Raw genomic sequence first — 16,928 nt, forward strand, 5'->3', positions numbered from 1 at the left:
CCACTCGCCCTTTCCGCTGTGCTGCCGGGCCTTGTCGTCCCTGCCATGCTCACCCCGCCTCTCGTCTGCATGCCATTGACGTTACGGAGCGTGTCCGGTCCACGGCAGATGCGAATGTCGACGATCCCCTCTGACAAATGTCATGGGTCCGCGCAACGAAGGTGGTGGGTGGGTGCAACGAAGGTGATGGGTCCGGGCGCCGAAGGCGGTGGGTCCGCGCGGCGCACGTCAGGGGCAGGGGCAGGGGCAGGGGGCGCGGCCGGGGTGGGCCTCCGCCGCCCGCGGGACCCGAATCTGACAATGCGTCAGAGGACTTCCGGGTGCTGGACGGATCGGCTATACATGAGAGCCATCGGCTAGAACGCGTTCTAGAAGTGTGCCCTGTGCGCTGTCGGAGCGCGGCCGCGCCGACCAGATACGACCCCGGCACGGTCGACGGTGCGGACGGCCGGGCCGGGGTCTTCCCCTCGTGGTGAAGGAGCAAGCAGCCCCATGCCCATCGACGCCGCCAAGGCCACCTCCGCCGAGCCGCGGACCACCGAACTCGCCTGGGAACACAAGGACGTCCAGCTCTACCACCTCGGCATCGGCGCCGGTGCGGCCACTCCGGAGAAGACCCGCCCCGCCACCGACCCGGACGAACTGCGCTACACCCTGGAGAGCGCCCTGCACGTCCTGCCCAGCTTCGCCACCGTCGCGGGCGGGGGGATGGCGCTGGCCGGCGGGCTCTCAGCGCCCGGCATCGATGTCGACCTCGCCGCGGTCCTGCACGGCGGCCAGACCGTCACCGTGCACCGCCCCCTCCCGGTACGCGGCCGCGCCACCCAGACCTCGTCCGTGCCCGCCGTCTACGACAAGGGCAAGGCCGCCGTCATCGTGCTGCGCTCCGAGGTCGCCGACGACGACGGCCCCCTGTGGACCTGCGACACCCAGATCTTCGTCCGCGGCGAGGGCGGCTTCGGCGGCGAGCGCGGCCCCTCCGCCCGCCTCGAACTCCCCGACCGCGCACCCGATCTGACCACCGAACGCCATATCCGCGCGGACCAGGCGCTGCTCTACCGCCTCTCCGGCGACTGGAATCCGCTGCACGCCGACCCCGAGTTCGCCAAGCTCGCCGGGTTCGACCGGCCGATCCTGCACGGACTGTGCACCTATGGGGTCACGCTCAAGGCCGTCGTCGACACGGTGCTCGGCGGCGATGTCGCACGGGTGCGGTCGTACACGACCCGTTTCGCCGGTGTGGTCTTCCCCGGCGAGACGCTGCGGATCCGGCAGTGGCAGGAGCCCGGCAGGGTCCAGGTGTCGGTCACCGCGGCCGACCGCGACGAGGCGCCGGTGCTGGCGGACACCGTGGTGGAGCACAGCTAGGGCCGATCCCATAGACAGCCTTGCCGGTTCGGGCGGGGCCGGCGTGTCGTCCGTACGAGAGGAGCCGTGACATGCGCGCAGCCGTACAGCACGAGACAGGGCAGGACAAGCTCGAAGTCCTCGACGACGTCGAGGCCGTGGGGTTCGGCCCCGGCAAGGTCAGAATGCGGATCCGGGCGACCGGGCTGTGCCACTCCGACCTCTCGGCGATGAACGGGGTGCTGCCCCAGCCCGCGCCCTTCGTCCCCGGTCACGAGGGGGCCGGTGAGATCCTCGACGTCGGTGACGGCGTCACCGGACTCGACCGGGGGGACCGCGTCCTGATGTGCTGGCTTCCCGCCTGCGGCAGCTGTCCGTCCTGCCGGCGCGGCCAGACCCATCTGTGCCTGGCCGGATTCATGAACGCCGGCACGCCCAACTTCCGGCGCCCCAACGGGGATGTCTTCGGCTTCGCCGGCACCGGCACCTTCGCCGAGGAGGTCGTGGTCTCCGCCCACTGCGCGGTTCCGATTCCCGACGACGTCCCGTACGAGATCGCCGCGCTGATCGGCTGCGGTGTCACCACGGGGCTCGGCGCGGCGATCAACACCGCCGAGGTGACGGCCGCTTCCTCGGTCGCGGTCATCGGCTGCGGCGGCGTCGGCATCTCCGTCATCCAGGGCGCGAGGGCCTGTGGCGCGGCCCAGATCATCGCCGTCGACCCGGTGCCCGCCCGCCGGGAGGCCGCGCTGCGCTTCGGTGCGACCGAGGCCGTCGCCCCGGAAGAGTTCGCCGATGTCAAGGCCCGGATCACCGCGGGGGAGGGCTTCGACTATGTCTTCGAGGTGGTCGGCAAGTCCGCCACCGCCCGTACCGCCTACGAGATGACCCGGCGCGGCGGCACCCTGTGTGTGGTCGGCGCGGGCGCCATGGACGACAGCTTCCAGGTCAATATGTTCGAGCTCTTCTTCGACGAGAAGCGGATCCTGCCGTCCCTGTACGGCGGCGGAGACGCGCTGCGCTCCTACGAGCGGGCCATCGCCCTGTGGCGGGCCGGACGGATCGACCTCGAAGGCCTGATCACCCATCGCGTCCAGCTCGCCGAGATCAATGACGCGCTCGACCAGATGCGGTCCGGCACCTCGCTGCGCACCTGCATAGAGATCTGACGCCCACCGTTCACCCCTCGCAGCGCACCGCACCGCACCGCGTGCCGCGACCACTGGAGAGGACAGGAATGGCACAGCCACTGGAGGGCCTGACCGCGATCGTCACCGGTGCCGGGCGCGGTCTGGGCCGCGCCGAGGCCCTTGAACTCGCCCGCCTCGGCGCCCAGGTCGTGGTCAACGACTACGGGCAGCCGGGCCGCGACGGTTCGGGCGAGGCCTCCGCGGCGCCCGCCGAGGACGTCGTCGCCGAGATCCGCGCCGCGGGCGGCACCGCCGCCGCCCACCTCGGTGATGTCGCCGACCACGCACAGGCCCGCGCACTGGTGCACCTGGCGGTCGAGACCTACGGAAAGCTCGACATCCTGGTCAACAACGCGGGCATTCTGCGCGACCGGATGGTGTTCTCGATGACCGAGGACGAGTGGGACTCGGTCATCCGCGTGCACCTCAAGGGGCACTTCAACACGACCCACTTCGCCGCGGCGCACTGGCGCGAGCGTTCCAAGGCGGCCGGCGCCCCGGTCCACGGGCGGATCGTCAACACCTCCTCCGAGGCGTTCCTCGCGGGCTCGGCGGGCCAGCCCAACTACGCCGCGGCCAAGGGCGGCATCGTCGGCCTGACGACCTCCACGGCGCTGGCACTGGGCAAATACGGGGTGACCGCCAACGCGATCTGCCCGCGCGCCCGCACCCGTATGACCGAGGACGTCTTCGCGGGCTTCCAGGAGCCCACGGACGGCCGGCTCGACGCGCTCGCCCCCGAACATGTCGCACCGCTCGTCGGCTACCTCGCCTCACCGGCCGCGGCCCGGGTCAACGGACAGCTGCTGGTCGTCCACGGCGGCATGGTCGCCATCGCCGAACGCCCGCGGATCGCCGCCAAGTTCGACACCGCGAAGGAGGTCTTCAGCTTCGACGAGCTCGATGATCTGCTGACGCCGTATTACGCACAGCGCCCGGCGGAGGAGACCTTCGCGGCGGCCGAGGTGCTGGGCCTCAAACACGGCTGAACCGGCGCGGGCCCCGCATGCCGGAGGTCCCCGCACAAACGGCTGAGGTCCCCACACAAACGGCTGTGGCCGCCGCCCGCTGTCCAGCGGTGCGGCGGCCACGGCCTCTCGCGCGGTCCGGCGGTCGGGGCGCGCCGGACCGGCGTCACGCGTCCTGCGTCTGCTTGTCCCGGCGGTGCCGGCCATGAGGGGTGGAGCCGGACTCCTCCGAGGCGGCCGGGCCACGGTGCCTGCCGGAGCTTGCGGCCGCGGCGGCCTGGGCGGACGCCTCCTGAGGGCGCGCCTGGGTCGTGTCGGTTCGGGCTTCGGACATGAAAAGAGTCACTCCGTCAGTTCGCTTACAGCTGTACGCGTCGGGACCTCGCCCGACGACCGCTACGGCTGCTCCCGAGCGGCACTGCCGGTGGCCGGTCAACCGGCTGCGCAGCCCCCGCCCGAAATTCTAACGGGGCCGGAAATCACGCTCCACCGGGTCTGCCGGGCCGCCAGAGGTGCCTCTTGCAAGGGAACTGGCCTGCACATTTGGGGATGTCCGGGGATGTGCTGCGGTTCCGCGTCCGTGGCTGAAGGTTGTGCAGATGCTGTGGAGCGGTTGTCGGCATCCCCCGCATCCGGGACAATCCCCCCGCCGCTTTCGGCAGCCTCCCCGGAGGGTGGCCCCTCCACTGCCTCCACTGCCTCCAGGGGCTCCAGGGGCGGTTGCCCCGGCCCAGCCGGCCGATGCGGCCCCGTCAGCCCCGTCAACCCCGTCAGCCCCGTCGACCTCCCTGCCCATGTCGGCTCCACCTGCCTCACCGGCCCCATAGGCCCCATGGGCCCCATGGGCCGCACCAGCTCCACAGGCTGTACCGGTGCCACGGGCCGCACCGGCACCACCGCCCCCACCGGCTGCACAGGCAGCACCGCCCTCACCTGGTCCACCCGCTCCGCCACCGCCCCCGGCACCCCCATCCGCGCCACCCCGCACGGCTCCGCCTCCGTCGTGTACGGCAGCAGCAGTTCGCCGTCCGCCGTCCACAGCCCGGTACCCGGCAGCCAGCCTTCCGGCGCCGGGTACTGCCGCAACTGCCGCTCCGAGGGCCGCCAGACTCCCAGCCAGGTGCCGCTCGCCGCGGTCATCCGGAACGCCACCGCGCAGCTCTCCGGCGCCAGCATCTGCCCCGGTTGCACGGCGAACGGTGTGAGCGTCCCGCCCGTGGGCCGCAGGCACTCCGGGAAGCGCACCGGCAGGCTGCTGCCCAGGACGCCCCAGCCCAGCCGGTCGTAGCCCGGGGCGTCCGAGCGCAGGAGCAGCAGTCCGCTGTCCGGATCGGCCAGCAGCAGCCGGTCGTTGCTCTCCTCGGTGATCTGCAGCAGCAGGCCGGTCTCGCCGCCCCGCTCCAGGTCGACCACCACGGTCTTGGTCCGGCCGTCCAACTCCCGGTCCAGCGCCAGCAGTCGGCCGGCGCGGTCCAGCCACACGCCGCCCGTGCAGCGTCCCGGGATCCGGGTGACCCGCTCCGGCCCGCTCGCCCCGCCGTGCACCCGCCACAGCGTGGTGTGGTCCGCCCCGGGCGCGAGGGCGTAGGCGAGCGTCCCGCCGGGGGCGGGCGGCAGCAGGGTCAGCCGGGGGGCGGCCACGGCGCCCAGCAGGAGTTCGCCGGTTCCGGGGCCCGCCGGGTAGAGCAGGGAGACGGCGAAGCGGTCGGCGACCCGGCGCAGGATCAGCACCCGTCCGTCCGTGAGCGGCAGCAGTGCGCTGTCCGGCTCCTCGGGCTGGGTGCCCTGCAGCGGCACGGCGTACGGCTCGGGGCCGCTCAGCGTCCAGCGCTCCGGAAACCAGCTTCCGGCGGCGTCGTCGTGCCGGGCGAGCCGGGCGGCGTACGAGCCGTCGGCGGCGATCGTCAGGCGCCCGGCGAGCGGGCCGGCCGGCGCCATGGTGTCCTCAGTGGCACAGATCGTCATCGAGTGGTCACCTCCAGTCGGCAACCGAAGCTAGTTTTCGTACTTCCGGCCGAACGCTGCAAGTTGTCGCACTTCACGCATAAGAGTGGCAGTTGTCCGGTTCGCCGGTGCCGAGCCGGGGGGTTGTGCTCCGAGGCCCGCGGCGGGCCGGTGCGGCGGGCGCGGGCGGGCTCGCGCCGTCCGTTTCCGCGCTCCGCCGAAGGGGCAGCCGGAAGGAGGCTCGACCCGACGCCATGTCACAGCCGGGAGGTAACCTTCCATCCGTGCCCGTACTGTCTGAAGTCCTCACCGCGCTCGACGCCCTCTGGCCCCCCGAGCGGGCCGAAGGGTGGGACGCCGTCGGCACGGTCTGCGGAGATCCCGACGCCGAGGTCCGTCGTGTGCTGTTCGCCGTCGACCCGGTCCAGGAAATCGTCGACGAAGCGGTGAAGCTCGGCGCCGACCTCCTGGTCACCCACCATCCGCTCTATCTGCGCGGTACGACGACGGTCGCGGCCTCGACCTTCAAGGGCAAGGTCGTGCACACCCTCATCAAGCACGACATCGCCCTGCATGTCGCGCACACCAACGCCGACACCGCCGACCCCGGTGTCTCCGACGCTTTGGCCGGCGCCCTGGACCTGCGCATCATCGGCCCCCTGGTCCCGGACCCGAGCGATCCGGCGGGCCGCCGCGGCCTGGGCCGGATCTGCGAGCTGCCGCATCCGATGACACCGGCCGAGCTCGCCGCCCACGCCGCCGAGCGGCTGCCCGCCACCGCGCAGGGCATCCGGGCGGCCGGCGACCCGGACCGCGAGATCCGGACCCTCGCCGTCTCCGGCGGCTCCGGCGACAGCCTCTTCGACGACGTACGGGCGGCGGATGTGGATGCGTTCCTCACCGCCGACCTGCGCCACCACCCGGCCTCCGAGGCCACCCAGAAGAGCCCGCTGGTGCTGCTCGACGCCGCCCACTGGGCCACCGAATGGCCGTGGTGCGAGCAGGCCGCGGCCCAGCTCGACGCGGTCTCCGACCGGCACGACTGGGGACTGCGTACGCATGTCTCCCGTACGGTCACCGATCCCTGGACCGCCCACGCGGCGTCCACCCGACTCGTCACCCCGACGCACACCACAGGAGCCCCACGCTGAACGCCGCGCCCGCCGACCAGATCCGCCTCCTCGACGTCCAGGCCCTGGACGTGAGGCTCACCCAGCTCGCCCACCGGGGCAACAACCTCCCCGAGCTGGCCGAGCTGCAGACCCTGGAGGCCGACCTCATCCAGCAGCGCGACCTGCTCGTCGCCGCGCAGACCGAGGAGAGCGACACCAGCCGCGAGCAGACCAAGGCCGAACAGGACGTGGACCAGGTGCGCCAGCGCGCCGCCCGCGACCAGAAGCGCCTGGACTCCGGTGCCGTCACCTCCCCCAAGGACCTGGAGAACCTCCAGCGCGAACTGACCTCGCTGGCCAAGCGCCAGGCCGACCTGGAGGATGTCGTCCTGGAGGTCATGGAGCGCCGGGAGACCGCCCAGGAGCGGGTCACCGAGCTCACCGCCCGGGTCGAGGCCATCCAGGCCAAGGTCGACGACGCCATCACGCGCCGGGACGCCGTCTACGCCGAGATCGAGGCCGAGCGCGCGACGGTCGCCAAGGAGCGTGAGCTGACCGTCGCCGACATCCCGGCCGATCTGCTCAAGCTCTACGACAAGATCCGCGCCAAGGAGGGCGGCGTCGGCGCGGCCCGCCTCTACCAGCGCCGCTGCGAGGGCTGCCGGCTGGAGCTGAACATCACCGAGGTCAACGACGTGCGCGCGGCCGCCGCCGACGCCGTCCTGCGCTGCGAGAACTGCAGCCGCATCCTGGTCCGCACGCCCGACTCGGGTCTGTAGGCCGTGGCACGCACGCTGATCGTCGAGGCGGACGGCGGCTCCCGGGGCAACCCGGGGCCAGCCGGCTACGGCGCGGTCGTCCTGGACCCGGAGACCGGCGAGGCGCTGGCCGAGGCCGCCGAGTTCATCGGCACCGCGACCAACAACGTCGCCGAGTACAAGGGGCTGGTGGCCGGTCTGCGGGCGGCGCACGCCCTCGATCCGCAGGCGTGCGTCCGGGTGCGGATGGACTCCAAGCTCGTCGTCGAGCAGATGTCCGGGCGCTGGAAGATCAAGCACCCGGACATGAAGCCGCTGGCCGCCGAGGCCCGGTCGGTCATTCCGCCCGACCGGGTGACGTACGAGTGGATCCCCCGCGCGCAGAACAAGCACGCCGACCGGCTCGCCAACGAGGCGATGGACGCCGGGAAGATCGGCAAGCAGTGGGAGCCGCGCGACTCCAGGGCGGCGCTCGCCACCGCCGCGGCCCCCGCCCGCAGCGCCGCCGCCCGGGCCGCCGATGAGGCCGCGGAGTCGGCGGAGGCGGCGGACGCGGCCCCGAGTGCCCCGCCGGCCGGCTGGGGCGCCCCCGATCTCGGTCCGCCCGCGACCTTCGTCCTGCTGCGGCACGGCGAGACCGCGCTGACGCCCGAGAAGCGGTTCTCCGGCAGCGGCGGCACCGACCCCGAGCTGTCCGCCGCCGGGCGCCGCCAGGCCGAGGCGACCGCCGCCGCGCTCGCCGCCCGGGGCACGATCCAGGCCGTCGTCAGCTCCCCGCTGCGGCGCTGCCGGGAGACGGCCGAGGCGGTCGCGGCCCGGCTCGGCCTGGAGGTCCGTATCGAGGAGGGTCTGCGCGAGACCGACTTCGGGGCGTGGGAGGGGCTGACCTTCGCCGAGGTGCGCGAGCGCTTCCCCGAGGACCTCGACGCCTGGCTCGGCTCCGCCAGGGTGGCGCCCACGGGCGGCGGTGAGTCCTTCGCGGCGGTCGCCCGCCGGGTCGCCGTCGCCCGCGACAAGCTCCTCGCCCGGTACGCGGGCAGGACGGTGCTGCTGGTCACGCATGTGACACCGGTCAAGACGCTGGTCCGGCTGGCGCTGGGCGCCCCGCCGGAGTCGCTGTTCCGGATGGAGCTCTCCGCGGCATCGCTCTCCGCGGTCGCGTACTTCTCCGACGGCAACGCCTCGGTGCGGCTGCTGAACGACACCTCACATCTGCGGTAGCGGCGCGTCCCGTACGCCCGCCGTGTCTCCGCCGTACGCGTAAGGGCCCGGCACCTCGGTCTTCCGAGGCGCCGGGCCCTTACGCGTACGTACCGCCTCAGGCCGCCAATGCCGCCGCTTCCTGGGCGAGTTGACGCACCCGGTCCCAGTCCTTCGCGGCCAGCGCGTCGGCCGGCAGCATCCAGGTGCCGCCGACGCAGCCGACGTTGGGCAGCGCCAGATAGGACGGCGCCGACGCCAGGCCGATCCCGCCGGTCGGGCAGAAGCGGGCCTGGGGGAGGGGGGAGGCCAGCGAGTGGAGATAGGGGGTGCCGCCCGCCGCCTCCGCCGGGAAGAACTTCATCTCGGTGACGCCCTCGTCCAGCAGGGTCACCACCTCCGAAGCCGTCGAGACGCCCGGCAGGAACGGCACTCCGGAGTCCTTCATCGCGCCCAGCAGCCGCGGCGACCAGCCGGGGCTCACCAGGAAGCGGGAGCCGGCCACGAGGGCGGCCTCGACCTGGCCGGGGGTGAGCAGGGTGCCCGCGCCGATCACCGCTTCGGGGACCTCCTGGGAGACGGCCCGGATCGCGTCCAGTGCCGCGGGCGTCCGCAGGGTCACCTCGATCGCGGGCAGTCCGCCCCCGACGAGCGCACGGGCGAGCGGTACGGCGTCGGCGGCGTCGTGCAGCACGACGACCGGGATGACGGGGGCGAGCCCGAGAACCGAGAGGGGGGAGGGCGCGGGGGAGTCGGCGGCGCTGGTCACGCCGCCCATAGTGCGCCCGGCCGCCCACTCTCCGCAACGATCGTTGCACATGCTGCAATGGAGTGGTTATGGCTCCATGAACGCGGCCCAGGCCCCGCCTACAGCTCCGTCACGATCACATCGACCGCCCACGCCTTGCCGCCCTTCGCGGGGGCCTGCGCCTCCACCGCGTATCCCAGCTCCCGCAGCGCCGCCACCAGCTCCGCCGGACCGTCCGGATCGAGCCCCGCCGACAGCAGATCCCGCACCAGCCGCCCCTTCGTCGCCTTGTTGAAGTGGCTGACCACCGACCGCTTCTCCACCCCGGCCACGATCTTCGACTGCAGCACCCGCACCGTCGCGGTCCGCCCCGCCACCTCGCCCTTGGGCTTCCACGCCGTCGCATACGCCGCCGACCGCAGATCCAGCACCAGGCCCTCCCCGGCGGCCGCCGGCAGCACCTCGGCCATCGGCGCCCGCCAGTACGCGCCCAGCGCACCGAGCCCCGGCAGCTTCACCCCCATCGAGCAGCGGTACGACGGAATCCGGTCGCCGATCCGTACCGCGCCCCACAGCCCCGAGAACACCAGCAGGGACCGCTCGGCCCGCTGCCGCGCCGCCGCGTCCAGGGACGCCAGGCCGAGCGCGTCGTAGAGCACCCCGGTGTAGATCTCCCCGGCCGGCCGGGTCCCCGCCGTCCGCAGCCCCGCGTTCTTGGCGATCTCGCCCTTGAGGCCCTCGCTGAGCCCGAGCACCTCCTGGGCCTTGGTCTCGTCCGCCGCGCACAGCTCGACGAGCTCCTCCAGCACCGTCTCGCGCGCCGCGGTCAGCCCCGGCAGCGACAGCGCACCGGTGTCCAGCGGCGCCCCGGCCTCCGCGGAGGCCTTCCCTTCGGACGGCGGCAACAGCACGAGCACGGTGTTTCTCCTTCACGGCGGTACGGGCGGGGGTGCGGCCCCGGAAAAGCGTAGAGCCTGCGGCGGCCGGGCGAGACCCGGCCGGGCCCTGGCCAGGGGCGGCACCGTACGGCGCGCCGGGAGCGGCCGCCCGCCATACGCTCGGTGTCATGCCCCGTCTCCATATGCATGTGACCGACGCAGCCGAGGCCCCGCTGCGTGTCGCGCTGCATGAACTGCGCGGCAGGCTGGAGATCCCGGACCACTTCCCGCCCACGGCACAGGCCGAGGCGGAGAGCGCGGCCCGCGCCCCGCGGATCCCCGCCGCCGACGGTGCCGTGGCGACCGAGCACACCCTGGAGGACGCCACCGACCTCCCCCTCTTCACCATCGATCCGCCCGGCTCCCTCGACCTCGACCAGGCGATGTTCCTGTCCCGCCGCCCGGCGCCGCGCGGGTCGAAGGCCAAGGGCGGCTACCGCGTCCACTACGCCATCGCCGATGCCGCCTCCTTCGTGACCCCCGGCGGGGCCCTGGACGCCGAGGCGCACCACCGTGTGACGACCCTCTACTTCCCCGACGAGCGGGTCCCGCTGCACCCGTACGTGCTCAGCGAGGGCGCCGCCAGCCTGCTGCCCGACCGGGACCGCCCGGCCGTCCTGTGGCAGCTCGACCTCGACGCGGACGGCGCCCTGACCGGCACCTCCGTACGCCGCGCCCTGGTCCGCTCACGCGCCAAGCTGGACTACGCGGGCGTCCAGCGGATCCTCGACGACCACACGGCCGAGGAACCCCTCGCCCTGCTGTGCGAGATCGGACAGCTGCGGGAGGAGCGGGAGGCCGCCCGGGGCGCGATATCCCTGAACGTCCCCGAGCAGGAGATCGTCGAGCAGGACGGCTGCTACACCCTCGAATACCGCGCCCCCCTCCCGGCCTATGCCTGGAACGCGCAGATCTCCCTGCTCACCGGCATGGCCGCGGCCGAGCTGATGCTGGCCTCCGGCACCGGCCTCCTCCGTACGCTGCCGACCGCCCCGGACGGCTCGGTCGCCCGGCTCCGGCTGACCGCCCGTGCGCTCGGTGTCGACTGGCCCCATCACACCTCGTACGCGGCGCTGATCCGCACCCTTGACCCGCGTCGCGCCCCCCACGCCGCCTTCCTCCAGGAGTGCACCGCCCTGCTGCGCGGCGCCGGCTACACCGTCTTCGACGGCACCGCGCCCCCTGCCGCCGAGGCCCTGCACGCGGCCGTCGCCGCCCCTTACACGCACGTCACCGCGCCGCTGCGGCGCCTGGTCGACCGCTACACCTCCGAGCTGTGCCTGGCGGCCTCGGCCGGCGCCGCACCGCCCGACTGGGTCCGTACCGCGCTGCCCGCGCTGCCCCGGGAGATGGAGCTGGGCACCCAGCGCGCCAACCAGGTGGAGCGGGCCTGCGTCGACCTCGTCGAGGCGGCGCTGCTGCGCGACCGGGTCGGCGAGATCTTCGAGGCCCTGGTCGTCGACGTCCAAGAGAAGGACCCCACCCACGGCACCGTCCACCTCTACGACCCGGCCGTCATCGGCACCGTCGAAACCGCCCCGGAAGGCCCCGCGCTGCCTCTCGGCCACCGCATCCCGGTCCGCCTCGCCGAGGCCGAACCGGGCCACCACCCGGTCCGCTTCACCCCTGCCTGACCGGGGCCCCGCCCGCTTCCGGCGCCGCATCCCCTTCCGGCGTCCCGCCCCGCGCCGCCATCGCTGCCCGTACCGCCGCCACCGCCACCCGCGCCTCATCGGCATGGAAGCGCACCGTACGGACCGTCTCCCGCTGCCCCAACAGCCGGACGGCCACCACCGGTTCGGTCAGCTCGACGGTGACCGAGGTCTGCCCCCCGACCGCCAGCTCGGTCACATCGCCGTTCTTGTCCCGCTCCTTGGTGAACCGGAGGTCGTAGCGCACGGAGGCGATCCGCTCCAGCGGGATCCGTATCTCCCGGCGCGCGCCGTCCCGCAGCCGCAGCACCTCCGCACCCAGCACATGCGGGCGAGTGACCGCCGCCGCCTGGAGCCCCAGGATCGTCAGCACCGTGTACACATCGACGAACAGCATCACCTCGTGCACCACCGCCTTACCGGCCAGCAGCACACCGAGCCCGACCGTCTCCACCACACACGCGAACGTCAGCCCGTAGACGAGCGCCGCCTGCGCCCCCGCATACCCCAGGGCCCGCTCACCCGGCGCCACCCCGATCCGCCGCCGGGCCACCCACCAGCCCAGGCTCAGCCACCATCGCCCCTCATGGGCGGCCAGCCGGCGCAGCGCGGTACCCCGGCTCATCGCGTACGCTCCGCGACCAGCTGGAGCGCCCGGCGCACGGCCCGGGCCTGGGCGGGCGCGAAGTGCCCGTAGTACGCCGCCAGGAAACCGCCGTCCACCTCGGCGCCCGGCCCGGCCGCCCGCTCCCAGTGCTCCCTGTCCACCTCCGCGATCACCGCGTCGGGGATGCAGTCGGCGAGCGCCTGTGCGGCCTCTTCCACCCGAGGATCGTCCGTCCCGGCCTCCACCAGCGCATCGAGCAATCCGTACACCTCGTACGTGCGCTCGATCGCCCCCGGCGCCGTGGCCATCTCCCCGATCAGCTCCACCATCCGCTTGTTCCCCTCCTCCCCTCCCATCGACTCCAGCAGCATCAGCACCTCCCGCTCCTTGGATGCCATGGCAGGCTCCGGGCCCGGCCGTGCGGCCGAGGTACGCGCCATCTCCGCGAACAGCGCCGCCAGTTCGTCCGACACGGGACCCTCGGCGGGCAGCCCGCCGTGCTCCTCGGCCTGCCGCCGCACCGCGGCCAGCCGGGCCCGCCGCACCCGGAGCTCCTCCTCCTGACGTGCCAGATCCGCATCCAGCTCGTCCAGCACCTCGTACAGCTCGCGCCCCACGTCATCGGCCAGGACGTCCCGCACCTCGTCCAGCCCGAGCCCCAGCTCCGTCAGCCGCCGCACCCGCGCGAGCGCCACCGCGTCCCGCAGCCCGTAGTCCCGGTAGCCATTGGCACGCCGTTCCGGCTCGGGCAGCAGCCCCAGATGGTGGTAGTGGCGCACGGCACGGGTGCTGACACCGATCAGACCTGCAAGCTCACCGATTCTCATGCGCTCAGTAGAAACGTTGCCGCTGCGACAAGGTCAAGGACGTTCCGCCCGGAGCGGTCGCGGTCGCGGCTCGGGAACCGGAACGGGAACGGGCCTGGCCGGGGCAGGAGCCCCCGGCGGGTAGCATGGTCGGCACGGCGGACGAGCCGGCCGGACGGCCGCGTGGGGATCTCACGATCCTCCCGAGGAACGTCCGGGCTCCACAGGGCAGGGTGGTGGGTAACGCCCACCCGGGGTGACCCGCGGGACAGTGCCACAGAAAACAAACCGCCGGAGGCTTCGGTCTCCGGTAAGGGTGAAACGGTGGTGTAAGAGACCACCAGCCTCCGAGGTGACTCGGAGGGCTAGGTAAACCCCACCCGGAGCAAGGTCAAGAGGGGGCATCGGCTGATGCCCCTGCGCGGACGACCGAGGGCTGCCCGCCCGAGTCCGCGGGTAGACCGCACGAGGCTGCCGGCAACGACAGCCCTAGATGGATGGCCGTCTCCCCCCGGCCCGCAAGGACCGGGGGCGACAGAACCCGGCGTACAGGCCGACTCGTCCGCCGCCACGTGCTTTACCTGGAAAAGGGCCTCTGACCTGCGTCGGAGGCCCTTTTCGGTCGTTCGGGCCGCCTGCCTGTCCAGCGGCGGCGGAAAGTCCGCGGAGAGTCCCCCTGAGACGCCCGGTCGACGTCTGCGTGTGCAGTAGGTGTCGCCGGCTTCGTACTGCGGATGTGGCAGGTCAAGTGTCTGCGGGCGCACAACGACATCCTCGCGGCGAGACGGCACGGTGGACAGTGCCGCAAGCGCGAAGCGAACAGCTGCCTTTGGCAATTCAAGAACGCAACGACCGCATCGCTGCTGTGTCTGTGATGTGGGGGAGAGAGCATCGTGGTTGATTCCGACACCGTCGTGCCCTTCGTGCTCGCCGTGCCCGACGAAGCGCTGGAGGATCTGCGTGACCGGCTGCGTCGTGTGCGGCTGCCCGAGGCCGAGACGGTCGAGGGCTGGGCACAGGGGATTCCGCGTTCCTACGTAGGGGAGTTGTGCCGATACTGGCTCGAAGAGCATGACTGGCGCCGACTCGAAGCCGAACTCAATGATCGCGGTCAGTGGCGTACGGTGATCGACGGGCTGGGAATCCATTTCCTTCATGTCCGTTCCCCACGTTCGGATGCGCGGCCCTTGCTGATCACTCATGGGTGGCCCGGTTCGGTGGTGGAGTTCCTCGATATCCTCGACGAGCTGACCGATCCGCCGGCCGGTGAGCCCGCGTTTCACGTGGTTGCGCCTTCGTTGCCGGGATTCGGTTTCTCCGACAAGCCGGCCGGGACGGGCTGGGGGGTCGAGCGTATTGCCGATGCCTGGGCCGAGCTGATGGCCCGGCTCGGCTATGAGCGTTTCCTCGCCCAGGGCGGCGACTGGGGTGCGTTCATCACGGCGGCGCTGGGCGTCCGGCACGCCGACCGTGTGGAGGCATTGCACACGACAATGCCGCCCGTCCAGCCGCCATCCGGTTTCACCGAGGACGATCTCAGCGAATTCGAGCGTGCGGAACTGGCTGCGGTCAGAGAAGTGCGGGTGGCTGAGCGCGGGTACTTGGTTCTGCAGTCGACGCGCCCCCAAACCCTCGGGTACGGCCTGGCGGATTCCCCGGCCGGGCAACTCGCCTGGATCGTGGAGAAGTTCCAGGGCTGGACCGACTGTGACGGGCATCCCGAGAACGCGGTGTCGCGTGAGCGGCTGCTGGACAATGCCGCGATCTATTGGTTCGGCGCGTGTGGCGCGTCATCGGCGCGGTTGTACTGGGAGAGCCTCCCACCCCGGGACTGGAGTCCGGTGACTGTCCCGTCAGCGGTTTCGGTCTTCCCGAAAGAGCCGTTCCGTTCGCCCCGTTCCTGGGTCGAGGCGCGCTTCGAGGATCTGCGGTACTGGAATGTCGCGGACCGTGGCGGGCACTTCCCTTCTCTTGAAGTTCCGCACCTTTTCGTCTCCGAACTGCGGGCCGCCTTCGGGCACGAGTCCTGACGAGACGGGCCGCTGTCCTGCCGTGCGGGCACGGGAATTCAGCGGAGGAATACGCGCTGGTGAGTGGTGACGAAGGCGCCGTTGCGCCGGCGCGAGTGTGAGTTACGCATCAACAACAGAGTGAGGCAGTACGTTGTCAGAGCGGGAAACAATAGAGGTTGACTACCTGATCGTCGGGGCCGGCGCCATGGGCATGGCCTTCGCCGACACGCTGTTGGCCGAGACGGACGCCACCGTGGCCATCGTCGATCGCTACGGTCGGCCCGGTGGTCACTGGACGGTCGCTTACCCGTTCGTGCGCCTGCATCAGCCTTCGGCGTTCTACGGCGTCAACTCCCGTGAACTGGGAACAGGCGAGGTGGACCAGGACGGCTGGAACGCGGGGCTTCACGAACTGGCATCGGCCGATGAGATCCTCACCTATTTCGACCAGGTGATGCGCAAAACCTTCTTGCCCACCGGCCGCGTCTCGTACTTCCCCATGTCCCATCACGATGGCGCGGATCCGGTGCGACCGGAGGTCCAGCGGTGTCACTCCGTCGTCACCGGTGGGCAGTTCGAGATACGTGTGCGTCGACGGACCGTGGACGCCACCTACATGAACGTCACGGTTCCCGCGATGTGCCCGCCGAAGTACGAGGTGGATTCCGGGGTCCGGCTGATCACTCCCAACGAGCTGCCGGCCCTGGACCATCCGGCGTCGCACTACACCGTGGTGGGAGCGGGAAAGACGGGCATCGACGCGTGCCTGTGGCTTCTGCAGCACGGTGTCGACCCGTCCGGCATCACCTGGATCATGCCCCGCGACGCGTGGCTGCTCGACCGTGCTCAGATCCAGCCCGGACCGGAGTTCGCCGCGGCCAACGCCGAGTCGATGAAGGCTCGCCTACGAGCGGTGCTCGAATCCGACACGGCCGAGGACCTTTTGCCGCGGTTGGAAGCCAGTGGCCACCTGCTGAGGCTGTCGTCGGACGTCACGCCGACGGCCTTTCGCTGCGCGACCGTCAGCCGGTCCGAACTCGAACAGCTCCGGCGGATCCCCGACATCGTCCGCCACGGCAGGGTCCGGCGCATCGGCACCGGCGCGGTGGAACTCGACGGGGCGACCGTCCCCGCCCGCCCCGGAACCCTCTACATCGACTGCACCGCGGACGGCCTCGAGGCACGGCCGACGGTGCCGATGTTCAGTGGTTCCCGCATCACGTTGCAGGCGATCGTCCCGTGCCAGCAAGTGTTCAGCGCCGCCTTCGCCGCCCACGTCGAGGCGACATACGAGGACGACACCCAGAAGAACCAAATAGGCGTCGCCGCACCTCATCCCAACACCGTCCTGGACTGTCTGCGCACCATCCTGCACATCGATGACCTGCTCCTGCGGTGCTCCGCGGACCCGGGCCTCCTCGAATGGTGCAACGCATCGCGTCTCACCAAACATTCGACCGGCTCGCTCACCGACGAACAGCGGACCGCGCTCTTCGAGAGCCTGCACGCCGAGAAGACAAAGCTGCAGCAACTGCTGGCGCACGAAGACCGGACCGTGGCAGTGGCAGCGAACTGACGACCGTCACCGGACCGCCTGTGCCCTGTGGTTGAAGCGCTGACGCAGGCGGGTGCGTGCCGTGCGGTCC

15 protein-coding genes and 1 other RNA gene are annotated in these 16,928 nt (G+C 71.9%); 10 read left to right on the forward strand and 6 right to left on the reverse strand.

Annotated elements, in window-relative coordinates:
• Window positions 1-492: 492 nt before the first annotated feature.
• The 3 genes from SLV14N_RS28245 (at window position 493) to SLV14N_RS28255 (ending at window position 3,526) form a co-directional block, all read left to right on the forward strand.
• Window positions 493-1,368: a MaoC/PaaZ C-terminal domain-containing protein gene (locus tag SLV14N_RS28245; RefSeq protein WP_263271623.1), complete on the forward strand. Its 876-nt coding sequence runs from the start codon at window positions 493-495 to the stop codon at window positions 1,366-1,368.
• Between the two features lie 71 nt (window positions 1,369-1,439).
• Window positions 1,440-2,516: a Zn-dependent alcohol dehydrogenase gene (locus tag SLV14N_RS28250; RefSeq protein WP_263271625.1), complete on the forward strand. Its 1,077-nt coding sequence runs from the start codon at window positions 1,440-1,442 to the stop codon at window positions 2,514-2,516.
• A gap of 68 nt (window positions 2,517-2,584) precedes the next feature.
• Complete coding sequence (locus SLV14N_RS28255) at window positions 2,585-3,526, forward strand: 3-oxoacyl-ACP reductase (RefSeq protein WP_208684667.1); 942 nt, start codon at window positions 2,585-2,587, stop codon at window positions 3,524-3,526.
• A gap of 145 nt (window positions 3,527-3,671) precedes the next feature.
• Here the strand turns inward: SLV14N_RS28255 and SLV14N_RS28260 are convergent, their stop codons facing one another.
• Both SLV14N_RS28260 and SLV14N_RS28265 read right to left on the reverse strand, forming a co-directional pair.
• Window positions 3,672-3,839, reverse strand: coding sequence for a hypothetical protein (locus SLV14N_RS28260; protein ID WP_018093309.1), 168 nt, complete (start codon window positions 3,837-3,839; stop codon window positions 3,672-3,674).
• Window positions 3,840-3,937: 98 nt separating this feature from the next.
• Window positions 3,938-5,470 carry a hypothetical protein gene (locus SLV14N_RS28265; protein ID WP_263271627.1) on the reverse strand — a complete coding sequence of 511 codons (1,533 nt, stop codon included), beginning with the start codon at window positions 5,468-5,470 and terminating at the stop codon, window positions 3,938-3,940.
• 263 nt (window positions 5,471-5,733) lie between these two features.
• Here SLV14N_RS28265 and SLV14N_RS28270 point away from each other — a divergent pair, with 263 nt between their 5' ends.
• Genes SLV14N_RS28270 through SLV14N_RS28280 form a run of 3 tightly spaced genes read left to right on the forward strand, consistent with a single transcriptional unit; the run spans window position 5,734 to window position 8,540 of the window.
• Window positions 5,734-6,600: a Nif3-like dinuclear metal center hexameric protein gene (locus SLV14N_RS28270; RefSeq protein ID WP_208684669.1), complete on the forward strand. Its 867-nt coding sequence runs from the start codon at window positions 5,734-5,736 to the stop codon at window positions 6,598-6,600.
• Entirely contained in the window at window positions 6,597-7,340 is a 744-nt protein-coding gene (locus SLV14N_RS28275; RefSeq protein ID WP_263273303.1) for a zinc ribbon domain-containing protein, read from the forward strand. The genes SLV14N_RS28270 and SLV14N_RS28275 overlap by 4 nt, the downstream gene beginning before the upstream one ends.
• 3 nt (window positions 7,341-7,343) lie before the next feature.
• The gene (locus SLV14N_RS28280; protein ID WP_208684670.1) at window positions 7,344-8,540 is read left to right on the forward strand and encodes a bifunctional RNase H/acid phosphatase; all 1,197 of its coding nucleotides are present in this window, start codon (window positions 7,344-7,346) and stop codon (window positions 8,538-8,540) included.
• A gap of 97 nt (window positions 8,541-8,637) precedes the next feature.
• On the opposite strand, the gene eda is transcribed toward SLV14N_RS28280, so the two are convergent.
• Together eda and yaaA are read right to left on the reverse strand one after the other, a co-directional pair.
• The gene (gene eda, locus SLV14N_RS28285; RefSeq protein ID WP_208688143.1) at window positions 8,638-9,297 is read right to left on the reverse strand and encodes a bifunctional 4-hydroxy-2-oxoglutarate aldolase/2-dehydro-3-deoxy-phosphogluconate aldolase; all 660 of its coding nucleotides are present in this window, start codon (window positions 9,295-9,297) and stop codon (window positions 8,638-8,640) included.
• A gap of 89 nt (window positions 9,298-9,386) precedes the next feature.
• Window positions 9,387-10,184: a peroxide stress protein YaaA gene (yaaA, locus tag SLV14N_RS28290; protein ID WP_018093303.1), complete on the reverse strand. Its 798-nt coding sequence runs from the start codon at window positions 10,182-10,184 to the stop codon at window positions 9,387-9,389.
• 149 nt (window positions 10,185-10,333) lie between these two features.
• Here yaaA and SLV14N_RS28295 point away from each other — a divergent pair, with 149 nt between their 5' ends.
• Entirely contained in the window at window positions 10,334-11,839 is a 1,506-nt protein-coding gene (locus SLV14N_RS28295) for an RNB domain-containing ribonuclease (protein WP_208684671.1), read from the forward strand.
• Here SLV14N_RS28295 and SLV14N_RS28300 read toward each other — a convergent pair.
• Window positions 11,826-12,482, reverse strand: coding sequence for a hypothetical protein (locus SLV14N_RS28300; RefSeq protein ID WP_263271629.1), 657 nt, complete (start codon window positions 12,480-12,482; stop codon window positions 11,826-11,828). The genes SLV14N_RS28295 and SLV14N_RS28300 overlap by 14 nt on opposite strands.
• Window positions 12,479-13,291, reverse strand: a complete 813-nt coding sequence (locus tag SLV14N_RS28305) for a MerR family transcriptional regulator (RefSeq protein ID WP_263271630.1) — start codon at window positions 13,289-13,291, stop codon at window positions 12,479-12,481. Before SLV14N_RS28305 ends, SLV14N_RS28300 begins: the two co-directional genes overlap by 4 nt.
• A 142-nt stretch (window positions 13,292-13,433) precedes the next feature.
• Here SLV14N_RS28305 and rnpB point away from each other — a divergent pair.
• The 3 genes from rnpB (at window position 13,434) to SLV14N_RS28320 (ending at window position 16,858) form a co-directional block, all read left to right on the forward strand.
• Window positions 13,434-13,835, forward strand: an RNA gene (gene rnpB / locus SLV14N_RS28310) — RNase P RNA component class A.
• Window positions 13,836-14,163: 328 nt separating this feature from the next.
• Complete coding sequence (locus tag SLV14N_RS28315) at window positions 14,164-15,300, forward strand: epoxide hydrolase family protein (RefSeq protein ID WP_263271631.1); 1,137 nt, start codon at window positions 14,164-14,166, stop codon at window positions 15,298-15,300.
• 133 nt (window positions 15,301-15,433) lie between these two features.
• Window positions 15,434-16,858, forward strand: coding sequence for an NAD(P)-binding protein (locus SLV14N_RS28320; RefSeq protein ID WP_259670549.1), 1,425 nt, complete (start codon window positions 15,434-15,436; stop codon window positions 16,856-16,858).
• Window positions 16,859-16,928: the final 70 nt, after the last annotated feature.

Origin of the sequence: Streptomyces sp. Je 1-4 4N24 (genome assembly GCF_026239515.1) — a bacterium.
In the GTDB taxonomy this organism is placed as follows: domain Bacteria; phylum Actinomycetota; class Actinomycetes; order Streptomycetales; family Streptomycetaceae; genus Streptomyces; species Streptomyces nigrescens.

Bases quoted from the DNA above. Each gene is read 5' to 3' on its own strand.
- SLV14N_RS28265 (WP_263271627.1), bottom strand. From the start codon at position 5,470: ATGACGATCTGTGCCACTGAGGACACCATGGCGCCGGCCGGCCCGCTC.
- SLV14N_RS28295 (WP_208684671.1), top strand. From the start codon at position 10,334: ATGCCCCGTCTCCATATGCATGTGACCGACGCAGCCGAGGCCCCGCTG.
- SLV14N_RS28250 (WP_263271625.1), top strand. From the start codon at position 1,440: ATGCGCGCAGCCGTACAGCACGAGACAGGGCAGGACAAGCTCGAAGTC.
- SLV14N_RS28260 (WP_018093309.1), bottom strand. From the start codon at position 3,839: ATGTCCGAAGCCCGAACCGACACGACCCAGGCGCGCCCTCAGGAGGCG.
- eda (WP_208688143.1), bottom strand. From the start codon at position 9,297: ATGGGCGGCGTGACCAGCGCCGCCGACTCCCCCGCGCCCTCCCCCCTC.
- SLV14N_RS28305 (WP_263271630.1), bottom strand. From the start codon at position 13,291: ATGAGAATCGGTGAGCTTGCAGGTCTGATCGGTGTCAGCACCCGTGCC.
- SLV14N_RS28245 (WP_263271623.1), top strand. From the start codon at position 493: ATGCCCATCGACGCCGCCAAGGCCACCTCCGCCGAGCCGCGGACCACC.
- SLV14N_RS28255 (WP_208684667.1), top strand. From the start codon at position 2,585: ATGGCACAGCCACTGGAGGGCCTGACCGCGATCGTCACCGGTGCCGGG.
- SLV14N_RS28300 (WP_263271629.1), bottom strand. From the start codon at position 12,482: ATGAGCCGGGGTACCGCGCTGCGCCGGCTGGCCGCCCATGAGGGGCGA.